Origin of the sequence: Thiomicrospira microaerophila (assembly GCF_000934765.1) — a bacterium.
Lineage (GTDB): Bacteria > Pseudomonadota > Gammaproteobacteria > Thiomicrospirales > Thiomicrospiraceae > Thiomicrospira > Thiomicrospira microaerophila.
In genome coordinates this window covers 43,305-55,851 of record NZ_JYNN01000008.1, presented here as the reverse complement: position 1 = coordinate 55,851, position 12,547 = coordinate 43,305, and the positions used below count along the sequence as shown (strand labels likewise).

Annotated in this window: 9 protein-coding genes; 1 reads left to right on the top strand and 8 read right to left on the bottom strand. The window is 46.1% G+C overall.

Features of this window, described 5'->3' with window-relative positions; all coding sequences use genetic code 11:
* Positions 1-7 precede the first annotated feature (7 nt).
* The 8 genes from NA59_RS04685 to NA59_RS04650 form a co-directional block, all read right to left on the bottom strand.
* The gene (locus NA59_RS04685; RefSeq protein WP_044408730.1) at positions 8-796 is read right to left on the bottom strand and encodes a methyltransferase domain-containing protein; all 789 of its coding nucleotides are present in this window, start codon (positions 794-796) and stop codon (positions 8-10) included.
* Positions 793-1,959, bottom strand: coding sequence for a DUF3095 domain-containing protein (locus NA59_RS04680; protein ID WP_044408727.1), 1,167 nt, complete (start codon positions 1,957-1,959; stop codon positions 793-795). The genes NA59_RS04685 and NA59_RS04680 overlap by 4 nt, the downstream gene beginning before the upstream one ends.
* A gap of 3 nt (positions 1,960-1,962) precedes the next feature.
* Positions 1,963-2,409: a hypothetical protein gene (locus NA59_RS04675; RefSeq protein ID WP_044408724.1), complete on the bottom strand. Its 447-nt coding sequence runs from the start codon at positions 2,407-2,409 to the stop codon at positions 1,963-1,965.
* 331 nt (positions 2,410-2,740) lie between these two features.
* Positions 2,741-3,112, bottom strand: coding sequence for a hypothetical protein (locus NA59_RS04670; RefSeq protein WP_052501468.1), 372 nt, complete (start codon positions 3,110-3,112; stop codon positions 2,741-2,743).
* Between the two features lie 99 nt (positions 3,113-3,211).
* The gene (locus tag NA59_RS04665; RefSeq protein ID WP_044408721.1) at positions 3,212-3,730 is read right to left on the bottom strand and encodes an adenine phosphoribosyltransferase; all 519 of its coding nucleotides are present in this window, start codon (positions 3,728-3,730) and stop codon (positions 3,212-3,214) included.
* Positions 3,730-6,444 carry an EAL domain-containing protein gene (locus tag NA59_RS14255; RefSeq protein WP_052501467.1) on the bottom strand — a complete coding sequence of 905 codons (2,715 nt, stop codon included), beginning with the start codon at positions 6,442-6,444 and terminating at the stop codon, positions 3,730-3,732. The genes NA59_RS04665 and NA59_RS14255 overlap by 1 nt, the downstream gene beginning before the upstream one ends.
* Positions 6,441-7,433: an ABC transporter substrate-binding protein gene (locus tag NA59_RS04655; RefSeq protein WP_052501466.1), complete on the bottom strand. Its 993-nt coding sequence runs from the start codon at positions 7,431-7,433 to the stop codon at positions 6,441-6,443. The genes NA59_RS14255 and NA59_RS04655 overlap by 4 nt, the downstream gene beginning before the upstream one ends.
* A gap of 69 nt (positions 7,434-7,502) precedes the next feature.
* Positions 7,503-10,106 (bottom strand): putative bifunctional diguanylate cyclase/phosphodiesterase, encoded by a 2,604-nt coding sequence (locus NA59_RS04650; protein ID WP_052501465.1) that lies wholly within the window; start codon positions 10,104-10,106, stop codon positions 7,503-7,505.
* A gap of 252 nt (positions 10,107-10,358) precedes the next feature.
* Here NA59_RS04650 and NA59_RS14250 point away from each other — a divergent pair, with 252 nt between their 5' ends.
* Positions 10,359-12,533: a diguanylate cyclase gene (locus NA59_RS14250; RefSeq protein ID WP_052501464.1), complete on the top strand. Its 2,175-nt coding sequence runs from the start codon at positions 10,359-10,361 to the stop codon at positions 12,531-12,533.
* The last annotated feature ends 14 nt before the right edge of the window (positions 12,534-12,547 follow it).

Genomic DNA, 12,547 nt, shown 5'->3' with positions numbered 1-12,547 from the left:
CCGGAGGTTAAGTTGTGCGTTGGGCGAGTAGGTGAATATAGCGTCCCATATCGCGATAAGTGGGTGTGCGACAGTATTGGTATTCAAGCGCCATTAGTTGTTCAACTGGGCTCTTGGTCATCACTTGTGGGGGGAGATAATCATGAAATACCCGAATACCGGTGTGTTGTTTCACTTCAAACCCCCATTCGGTTAACCAGGCCTGGACTTCGTGTGGATAATGCGGGTTCGGTGGTGTGAGCTTCTTGCCCTTACCGATATAGGCATCATCTAAAATATGTTGCCAGCGCCATTCACCTTTAAGTACATTGGTATAGACAATGGCATTGCGGTTATAAAACAACAGTGACAAATAACCGCCTGGTTTGACTTTGCTGATGACCGTTTCAAGTGTTGCTTTTGGCTCGGCTAACCATTCGAGTACGGCATGAAAAAGCACCAGATCAAAATCGGGCAGCGTTGGCGCCAAATCTTGGGACGCGCCATGCAAGAACTTTGCGGGTTGCCCCGCGTCATAAAAGTGTTGTTGTGCATGATAGAGCATGTTTTTTGATAGGTCAGAGAGCAGCATATCGTGGCCAGCCTGCGCTAACCATTGACTTATTTGTCCAAAACCACAACCGGCATCCCATATTTTTAGCGGTTTTTCAACCAGGCCTGGTTGAGGTTTCACGTGAAACATCGCTAAGTCTTCTTTAAGTAGCTTTAAGCGCCATTCACCTTTGAGTGTGCCATAGACTTTTTGTGCAAACTGATCAGCGAGTTGGTCAAAATTGCGGTCTGATGCTTTTTTCATCTTGGGTTGTTCGCATGCAAGCGTGATTTGAGTTGTTTAGCAGCCAATGCATAGCCGCCGTCTGCGCCATCGACAAAATGTAGGTGCTGTACACCTGCTTTGCTAATTAAGCAGGTTACGAGAGCCGCATCACTAGTATGTGCGCCATAAATCAATTCGTTGGGTCCCTGCGCGGTGAGCCAGTATTCAAGCTGTTGCCATTGAGCTTTATCACAACTCAATACCGTGCGATAAACATCGTCAACCTTTCGGTAGTCGGCATTGTGCAAAAAGTCTTGTTTGTAGTGTCCCCAGTGTGCTTCACCTATTTTAATGCCAAATCGCATGAGTACCAGGCCAAGTAGATTTTGTAGTCTTATTATCCACAAGTATTTAAGTCGGGTGATCATCGAGCGACGCCCTGCTGATTTTACTAGCATTTCGCCCATTAAGGTTTGTGCAGAAAAGCCAAGCTGGAGGTGTGTCACCGCCAGTGGGTGATAATCTTTTTCGTCACCAAGGGTTTGGTTAATCTGTTGTTGTAAAGATTTTAAGCGCCTCATTTGCTCGCTTAAATCACCGTGCGCCTTCACTAGTAAGCTTACCGTGATTTCGTGAGGGCTTGGCAATCGTTTCCAGCGACACTCGAAACCTGAAAAATCGGCTTCGACGGTTTTTGTCGCTTTGGGGATATGGTAGCGATCATTATATTTAATTTTGTCATCCGCTTCGCTTAACCCACCCCCCATAAACACGGCCTGATCAAGGCTGGCGTTTTTTTGATAGTGGGCGACAAAAATCTTGGACGTCAACTCGCGGTAGGCGATTAAACCGATGCGTAAGTCAAGATTAAAACTGTTTTTAGCGAGTTGTTGACAGGCTTGTAAGGCGGTGGTTACCGCGTCACGGTAGCGCGGTGGGATGCAAAATGTCGCCCCATCACCGCCAAACACATAAGGGAAGGCTAGGGGTTTGAGGGTGTTGACCATGGCGGCTACTGTAAACCCACCCACAGCATTGATGGACCGGTAGTCGCCTTGTTCAATCGCTTTTGTGGAGTTAATGACATCGGTGATGACCACTAGCCAATCAGCAGGCAGTTCGCTAAAGTTCTGTTCAACGAGTATTTGGTCAAATTGTTGAACTTTTGGCAAGGTTTGATAGAAGTCATTAGAATGCGTCATATTTTATTTCAGCCAGTCGGGTTTGGGGCTTATGGCGCCAGATTTTTCATAACCGAAATCGACAAATTGGTGCAGGGTTTGGTCGTGGCTATGAATTAATTCAATTAACCTAGGATCATCACTCGTCAGTTGAGCTTCAACGCCACCGTCAATGTCGCGGTATTGCATCACGATTTGATCACGAAACTCAAACAATGCCGCAAACAAGGGATCCCAAGAGCGAATAGCGCGACCGGATGCAAAGCGTTGTGCCATGCCGCTGACATGCGCTTGTAGTATTTTCGCTAGGTTGGGGTTGTTGCTGGTGGTGCGTGCCAGAATGCCATTCGCTAGCCGAGTGGTTTCGCGCTTTAATTGGTGGTGCTGGCTCAATAGTTCAGCAAACAAGGCCGCATCACGTTTGTGTGCATCGTCGCTACCGCGCCCATGTTTATAGATGTATTGAGTCATGGCATTTAATAGGTCTAGTGAAAAGAGGCGTTATTGTAGCTTAAAAGCGCAAATAAAAAAACGCGGCATGGAGGCCGCGTAAAAGTCTGAGGAGTTGAATGGCCAATGCCATTCAGTGACAAAGGGGGTCTCCTAAGTCCAACCTGATCAATGACGTTAATCAAATCTTGTAATCAGTTTAATGAAAAATACTCTAGAGAGTATTGAGAAAGTATGAAGATTTAACCCGGATATCTCATAAATTCGTGTGATGATCGCGCCATGGCGTTGTGCGTTAGAAAAAGAGGGGCGGGCGCAGCATCGTGCGCCCATCCTTTTCTACCCGATGAGCTTAACTAGGTTGGCGGTTATCGGATTGCTCTGTACCTACTTGGTTGAGCTGCTGTGCATTAAAGTTGGCCGCCGCTTGCAAATTGCTAGCATAAGTCAATCCATTTGTGGTGTCGTTAGTTTGTACAGCCTGTTCTTGAACAGGGTTGTTGGCATTGACGGTTTGACTCGCTGCCAAATTCATATAATCATTTGCGCCGTTGACGCCCTGTGTGGCCGATGATAGGGTAACGGTGTCATTGCCTGCGGCCGATACCGACGAGGTCGGTCTATCACTCACGCGGCTGGCCGAATCTTGCGACGATGCCTGGTTTTGGTTTGGCATCATCGACAAGGCCATTGATGATAAATTAGGGTTAATGCCTATGCTCATAATCACTCCTTTGCTTTCGCGGTATCCTTGTGTTATGAATATTTATTTACGAACCAATTATTTCATTAATCAATAGGTTAAATCAAGTGAAATCGTGCATTAATCATGATATTGGATTACCGATCGCACAGTCATTCCTTTGTATTCAAAGCTGTTGAGGGCCGCTAAATCGACAAGACAAGCCAAACCGACGACTTCATAGCCGACTTGTTCAGATAATGCACAGGCGGCGCCCATTGATCCACCTGTGGCAATCAGGTCATCTAATAAAATAATACGCGCGCCACAGCCTTTTTGCATTTCGAGCTTATCACGACCGTATTCTAGACCGTATTCAATCGAAGCATGAACCTGGGGTAACTTGCCGGGTTTGCGGATTTTAATAAAGCCTTTATTGTGCTTATAAGCTAATGCTGAGGCAAAAATAAAGCCGCGTGACTCAATCCCTGCAATATGGTCAATATGGGCCCATTCCTCTTCACTAAAGAGCGCACTCATGGCATCCAGCGTTTGTGTAAAGTGGTGTTTGAGTAAGGGGGAGATGTCACGAAACAAAATGCCGGGTTTAGGAAAATCAGGCACCTCAGTCATATAATCTGCTAGCGGGTGAGTAGTCATTATGCGTCCTTTAATAATGGGTTTTCAAGTGGTTGTGGCTTGCCAAAGAAATAGCCTTGGAATAAGTCACAACCGAGTTGTTGAAGTTTATCGGCTTGTTGTTGAGTTTCTACACCCTCGGCGACGACTTCGAGCTTTAAGGTTTTTGCCAGTGCAATAATGGTTTCAACAATGGCCGCATCATTAGGGTCAACTAACATATCGCGCACAAAGGACTGGTCTACTTTGAGGCAGCTCAGGGGTAGGTTTTTTAAATAGCTGAGCGATGAATAACCCGTGCCAAAGTCATCGAGCGAGAAATGCACGCCAAACTCGCTCAGTTGCAACATTTTATTAATCGTTGTTTGTACATCTTGCATCAACATGCTTTCCGTGAGTTCAAGCTCAAGGCATTTGTGATCAAATTGGTAGCGCTCCATCACCTGGACCACCTTGTTCACAAAGTCAGCCTGGCGGAACTGATAGGCGCTAATGTTAACTGCAAGCGTTAAATGCGATTGAGTCGGTTGGTTTGACCAGGCCTGGAGTTGTTGGCAGGCCTGGTCAAGCACCCAGTCGCCAATCGGTAAAATTAACCCAGTTTCTTCAGAAATAGGAATAAAGTCCGCGGGTGATACCATGCCATCGACCGGATGAATCCAGCGAATTAAAGCTTCGTAGCCAGTGAGTTGTGCGTGTTGATCAACCTTAGGTTGGTAGAATAGTTGAAATTGTTGTTGTTCAATCGCTTGGCGTAGCTTTGCCTCAAGCTCAATGCGTTTGCTGGCGGCAATTTGCATGCTGGTGTCGAAGAAGCGCAGGGTGTTGCGGCCTTCTTCTTTTGCTTTATACATGGCTAAATCCGAGCGTTTCATTAATTCATCGACGGTTTCGTAGTGATCAATAAACAGGTTGATGCCAATACTGGCAGTCATGACATATTGGTTTTCAGACATTTCAAACGGCTGACTAAATTGATGCAGCAGTTTTTCACTAATAAATTGCGCTTCTTGTGCGGCATGGGTTTTATCTGAGTGGAGGTTTTCTAACAAAATAATAAATTCATCACCCCCTGGGCGCGCAATGGTGTCACCATCACGCACTACCGTTTTTAAGCGTATCGCGACCTGTTTGAGTAGTTCATCACCTAATTTGTGACCTAAGGTATCATTGAGGTTTTTAAAATGGTCTAGGTCAATAAACAGGAGCGCGCAATAATGTAAGCTGCGAGCGCTCACGGAAATGGCTTGCTTAATATGGTCTTCCAGTAAACGCCGGTTGGCTAAACCCGTCAGCGGGTCGTAGAAGGCGAGCTGGTTAATTTGTTGTTCACTGAGTTTACGTTGGGTAATATCGTTAAAGGTTGATAGGTAATGGGTGGTGTTACCTTGCTCATCTTTAATGACGGTGATCGTTTGGAGTTCGGGATAAATTTCGCCGTTTTTGCGCCGGTTCCAGACTTCGCCTTGCCAGCCTCCCATGGTTAAAATATCGTCCCACATGGCCTGGTAAAACTGTTTGTCGTGTAAGTTGGATTTGAAAATACGCGGTGTTTTGCCCAGCGCATCTTCTGAGCTAAACCCTGAGATATCGGTAAATGCCTTGTTCACACTGATAATACGCTCGTTGACATCGGTAATTAAGATGGCTTCTTGGGTTTGGAACGCAACGGCGGCGAGGCGCAATTTTTGTTCATTCGTTTTAAGCTGCGCCAAGCTAGACTTGAGCCGCACGTTAATAAAGAGCAGCAATACCCCTAGCAGTAAAATAATCGTTATGGCTAGCGCGATGGTTTGAAGCGTGAGTTGATGTGCTTCCCAAATATCTTGCCACCTTATTGGGGTTTCAACATCAAACGGTGGGAGTTTAAGTGTGCGCATCAGCTCGCGCACCGGTTCGTAGTCCGCTGGAATGGTAAAGCCATACACGCCAGCTTGTTCCATCGCGGGGCCTTGATAGGGTAGTGCCAGCAACGCGCCAGCTACTTGGCCTGCGAGTTGTTCATCAACGTGGGTCATCGCCGTTAATGGCCACTCAGGATAGAGGCGGGTAGACAGCTGAAACGGGAAACTAGTGAGCGATTGCGGGTTGAGGACGCGGACATCTTGCAGGTTAATCAGCCCGCGTTCACTCATCGATTCAAGCAGTCCTGTACGAATAAAGGCGGCATCTGCTTGCCGATTGAGTACCGCCATCACCGCTTTATCGTGGGGCATATCGGTTTCAATGAGTATGACATCCTGTGGCATACGGATCGCATGCTTCATCATTTCATGGGCTTGTACCATGTAACCACCAAATGAGCCTTGGCCAGGTGTAGCGACTTTGAGTCCTTTCAAGTCAGATAGGTCTAATAAGTCTGTGCGGTCGTTATGTACCATGATAACACCGCCAAAGCCACGCAATGGTACACCTTTGTCGAGTTTGATGAGGGTCACGAGGGGGCTGCTGAGGCCATGTGCATGACTCAGTTGAATAAAATGCCCTGAGTTAGTGAATACAAAATCGACTTCTCGGCGCTGTACCGCTTTATCGAGTTCTTCATAATTAAGGGGGCGAATGGAGACTTGTGCATGTTCAAGCTTCAGATTGATTTGTTGTTCAAGTGGCTGCCAACGTGACTCAATGAGTTCTTTTGGCTCAAAGGCGAGCATACCAATGACAAGGTGTGTTTGTGCAGCCGACAGGCTTATGCTCAGCGCGAGTAACAAGAGGGTGGCGAATAGGCGCTTCATTGTTGCACCCTGGGAAGGAATCGGTTCGTAAATAAGCCCTCCAGGTCACACTCGGCATCAAGCAACTTCGCTACTTTCATCACCTGTAAGAGCGTGTGAGCGCTGTGAGCTAGCCGATTATCGTGACCCGATAAATAAGCGGTGTTTGCCAGCTCATCCGGTATGAATAGACCACGAAAAATTTGCAGTACCTGTTCAGGGGTTAGTGCTAGCCGATCGGCCATACGGTGACTGGCATCCATTGGGTTGCTGTTAAAATAGCGCAGGGCATTAAAATGTTGTGCAATCAGATCTTTAAGTGCCGACTGCTGGGCGGGTTTGAGTGATTTTTTGACCACTAATACATCAAAAATCATATCAGGTATTTGGCGACTATCAAATAAGCGGAACGCTTTGCCCTGGTTGACAATTTGGGTGGCAACCGGTTCATAGGTAATAAGTGCATCAATGTCATCAGCTAACCAGGCCTGGTTATGATCATCAATGGTCAGGTTAACCGGTGTTACTTGTTCAGTGGTTAACTGTGCGCGTTTTAGCATCGCATGAAAGAGTAACGAACCCAGTGCGGTTTTTTCAAAGCCAACGCGTTTACCTTCGAGCTGGTAGAGCTGGGTAATCTCAGGGCGACTGAGTACCACATCGGCCCCCATCGATATATTAAAGATCAGTACGACTTCTAATTCGAGCCCTTCGGCACACAGGCGTATCACTTCATCAAGTGTGAGCTTAGCGGCTTGCACCTTGCCTTGGCGTAAGGCGTCCATCGACTCGGTCGCAGAGGGGGTGTGAACAAGGTGTAATCCAGGGTTGTTTAGCCAGTTAAATTGTGTTGCTAAGTGAATAAATTCATAGCCCGGCCAAATGTGTCCAGCGAGCGCAAGTGGGATTTTGCGTTCGCAACCGCTCAACCACCAAGGCGCAGCGATAGTGCATAACCCCGCTTGCAGAAAGCGGCGGCGCGGAAGAGGTGTGTGCATTTGCGCTGACATGGGCTTTTACATGGGTACCTAAATGTTATAGAAGGTTAAGTTTATCAAAATTTAACCAAAAATCACGATTTATTCGCTTTTTAAAAAGCGCACCTGTTCAGGCACCTCGGTTAAAAACCGAGGTTCGGGGCGTTGAACAAAATAGCCCTGTGCATAATCAATGCCTAAATCTTTAACCGCTTGTAGTGTGGGCGCATCTTCAATAAACTCCGCGACGGTGAGAATGCCGATCGATTGTGCCAGCGTGACGGCACTTTTTACAAACGCAAGATCAATCGGATCTTTAAGCATATTACTGATAAACTCACCTTCGATTTTTAGATAGTCAATCGGGAAGTGTTTAAGGTAGTGGAAGGATGAAAACCCCGAACCAAAATCATCGATGGCAAACCGGAAGCCTTCAAACTTTAAATCACGCACAAATTTTTCGAGCAGTGCGATATTGCTTACGGTTTCGCGCTCGGTCAATTCAAACACAATGCGGTCTGGCGCGATCTGAAATTCTTGTGCAAGATCTTTGACCTTGTTAATAAACTCGTTTAGGATCATCGCTTTGGGTGACAGGTTGATAAACAACAAGCCTCGGTAGCCGGTTTCTTGCATTTGTTTGAAGGCCTGTTTGATGAGAATATAATCAAGCTTGGCGATGATCCCCATGCTTTCAGCGATATCAATAAACTGGTAGGCGCTGACTAATTCACCATTATGGCGAATACGCATCAGCAATTCATGTATAGAAAGTTCGGGTGCGGCGCCCGCCACACCTAAAATGGGTTGGAAGTGTGCTTCAATCCAGTCCTCGTTTTCAAGTACATCTAATAAGAAAGAGGTTTTTTCGATATTGCGATTAAATAAATCGTGGAGCTCATCCTCGGTTGGCATTGAGATTTGATCTTTACCTATGTGTTTGCTCTTATACATCATATTATCGGCAACAACAAATAGCTCTTTGCTGCTGCTAGCATGATCGGGATAGCAAGCGATGCCAATCGAGCAGGCAATATGCACCTTCTGACCACTGTTGGCGGTTTCTTCAATTTTATGAACCGTTTGCATCACTAGGTCTGCGACATGGCTGGCTTGTTCGGTGTTTGTTTCGGGTAATAGGATCACAAATTCGTCACCGCCATAGCGTCCAAACATATCGCCGGCGCGTAAAACGTCATGCACCCTGTTAGCGAAGGTTTGGAGCATCAAGTCACCAAACGCATGACCAAAGCGGTCGTTGATATTTTTAAAATTATCAAAATCCAAAACCATTAACGAAAACTTATAGTCTTTGCGCACGGCGCGCCCCATTTCGTACTCCAGCAGCTCGTTGAATACACGCTGGTTAAGCAGATTGGTTAACGGATCACGGGTCGCATAGTATTCAAGTTCATGGGTGTATTTATTAATCGCCTTGATGGAACCGACCACATTAATCAAGGTGGTCAGGATGCTTTCAATTACCATGGTGCGGGTTAAGTCTTGGTCGATTAAAGATTGCACGCCCAATCCAACCACGCCGCCGATTTTTGGGGTTTCGAGCATTAAGCTTTTGGTTTGTAGTTCAAACGACTCTAGGTTTTCTTCAAGTTGCCGACCTTCGTTGGTAATCGAGTGGTGAATATCGATAGTCGGATCCAGCTTCAAAATCGGGTGGTTGTGAATTTGCGCGCGCGCGGCGTTTTCAAAGCGCTGTTTCATGCTTGGGGTGGGGTGGCCTGCCCAAAAGATTTCCATTGCAAAACGTTCTTCATTATCGGTACGAAAGACGACAAACAAGGCGTACATTGGCAGGATCTTGGTCATTTCATTAATTAAGTAGCTAATGTGCTCCTTCCAGTCTTTGACAACATCTGAGGTAATAATAAATTTATCGAGTAGCTGGATTTCAAACTCCAAAATATCACGGTCCACGGCGACGGTTTGCAGCTTTTCTGCCAGGGCTTGAAACTCTTCGCCGAGTTGTTGAAATTCTTTGTACTCTGAGATGACGTGGTCATTTTTAATTTGACGTAAATCGCGGACTTTTTGAATACTAACGACTTGGTCGTGTAGCTTACCAATGGCTTGCTGAAGCACAGCATTGAGTTTTAAGCCAATCACATAGGCCATCAACAGCGGTAGCGGTAGCAGCATTAAGAAAAACCAAAAAAATTGAGATTTGGCTTCATTGATTTCAGCGCTCAAATCCTGCTCAATTAACATGACACCGAGTGTATCACCGACCTTCGCATTGGCATGACAGCTTAAGCAACGCGCTTCAGCGTTGAGAGGGAACAAGTTGATGCGTTGATCACCTCGTGCATGAGTAACGGCTTGGCCTGTTTCAAAAACGGGTTGCACCCAATGCGCAACGCTAGTGTAATTGGGTTGTTCGATTTCACCATAAACTTCCGTGATAAGTTGACTGCGAAATATGTCGAGTTTGATTTCAGAGCGCTGGTAGGCTTGTTGGCTTTCCTCAAGAAACGCGTTGAGTTGTTCACGGTTCCAGCCTTGGCTCATCACTTCGTACATCTTGTCAAAGGTCAGTTGGGAGAGTGTCACAGCGCCTTTTTGTGCGTTTTGAGTTAAGACGCGTTCAAAAATCGTGGATGCTACTAGGTAAGATAGCCCAAAAAGAGTAAAGGAGGCAACAATCGCACCTAGCATAATTAAGTTTTTGATACTGCGTGTTTTTTTCAAGATTTTTCACTGCCTTGTATAAAAATTTTCTAGCTTGCAGTATAGACAATTATTCAAATGAGAACCAATAAAAAAGAATAATATGGTTATTGATTTTGTATAAAAATTGATCTGGCATATGTTCTTTTCATATCACGCGGCGTGATCGGTATGTGCTAAGCGGGCTCATTTGTAAAAACGCTTAATACAATGGAATAGGGTAGGATTTCATGCTAGTATTCTCTCAAATCATGGTTTTGGATCCCGTTTTGTATGAATAACGTCTGTTGTGAACCCGAGGGTGATGTGCTGCCCCTTGTCATTATCGGTGCGGGTGCCGTGGGCATCGAAGCGGCACTTTATGCTAGACAGTTGGGCTATGAACCCCTGCTGTTGGAAGCCGGTGATTCGGTCGCGCAAACGTTTAGGCGTTTGGGGTCTCAGCGCCTGTATCCAGATGCCGCTCAACTTTGCACGCCTTTAGGTTTGGCATGGGTGCCAGAGGTAGCGCACTACACGCATTTTAGCGCGCAGCGTTACGCTCAAGCGTATTTGCAGCCTTTGGTTGAGCGCAGTGGGCTAAGGGTGCGGCTAGCGCATAAGGTGACACAAATCGGGCGACGCGGGGCCACGAAACCGGTTTTGGAGCTAAATTTGCGTAAAAAGTCGCCATTTAAATTGGTGGTGACGACGCCACAGGGTGATAAAACGTTATTTGCACATACGCTGATAGATGCGACGGGCAGTTATAGCAAACCCTTGCCGCTGGGTGAAGGCCGTACCCCTGCAATCAATGAAGCGCGCATGGCCAAATGGATTGAGTATGGTGTTGTTGATTTTGAAGCGCAATTTGAACGCTTTAATGGTCGTAAAACATTATTGTTTGGTGATTGTTATGCCGCGTTTTGCAGTTTTAAGCAATTTGCGGACTTGATTGAACGCTGGCATCCAGATACACGTTTAATTTGCATTAAAGAAAGCCCGACAGAGCCCTTTTATCAGGGCTTTATTGATGATCTATTTTGCGAGCGCGCCTCCACTTACCAGCGGATACAAAAAGACTATCATTCATCTCAGCTAATCGAATTTAAAACACAAACACAGGTCTTAGCACTTGATTATCAACCCACAGCTAACCAGGCCTGGTTGTGTCGTGTCTGTGATTCTGCCCAAACTTTTGATATGTCTGCGGACTTTGTGGTGAGTAACTATGGTTACCAAGCGGACAGTCAGCTTTGGCAAAACCTTCAAGTACACCAGTGTTATGCCTCGGGTGCGCCGATTAATTATGCCGCGGCGATGTTAAAAGATGTCCGCGAAGGTCGAGTGCTAAAACAAGCCATGCCACCTTCGTCTTTAAAAAATCCAGAACCTAATTTTTATGTGATTGGTGCTAAAAGCTATGGAAACACCCCCGGGTTCTATACGCGTATTGGTCTGGGTCAAATCGTTGCATTATTTCAGCTTGTCACGCAGCAATCAGATTTAAACCTGTATGGTGATTTTGTAGCGGGTTTAGTGCAGTCGGATGCGCCTTTGCAATCCACGGCCTTTATCAAGCTCAGTGATGCTGAACAGAAATACAAGACAATTACCGAACATTTAAAAGAGGTGGTGTTCCAAACCGATTTGAATCAGCGCATTACTTATTTGAGCGAATCCTGGCAAAAGTTGACGGGCAAAAACCCGCAAGACTATCTGGGTTTAATTTGGCAAGATTTATTGTTTGAAGATTCAGCCGGGGCAGGACTCGCACAATGCAATGCCTTTATGTCCTGCAATTTGGCTGATTACAAGGAGGAATTTCAGGTCGAATGTGCCGATGGGCAGCGTAAGTGGGTCGAAGTGAATGCGGCCTTATTGCGTGATAAAAATGGTACGGCTTACGGCACGATTGGTTCGATGCTTGATATCACGCCGAGGGTAGAGGTCAATGCAAAGTTAAATGCATTAAAAGAACGTTACCATCATATGGCGTATCATGATTCACTTACTGGCATTGCTAATCGGCAAAAGCTGAATGAGGTGTTGGCGCATAATTTTGCGTTGTTTCAACGCTATCAGATTCCGTTTTCCCTTATTTTGTTTGATATTGATCATTTTAAAAAGTTCAACGATCAGTTTGGTCATCTGGTGGGGGATGAAGTGTTGGTTAAGCTGGCCAAAACGATTGCCGCGTCAGTGCGCAATACCGATATTTTTGGCCGCTGGGGCGGTGAAGAGTTTTTAGTGGTGGTGGTAAATAACCCGCTTGATGAAGGGCGTCAATTGGCTGAAAAACTGCGTCGTATTGTTGCGAGTACATGCTTAGTTGATCAGGCTAAGGTGACCATTAGTGCGGGTGTGGCGATGGCGCAGCCCAATGAAACGCTCGATCAACTTATCAACCGTGCAGACGGCTTGCTATATCAGGCTAAAACAGCCGGCCGTGACCGTGTTTGTACATAGCATCACTTTTTATC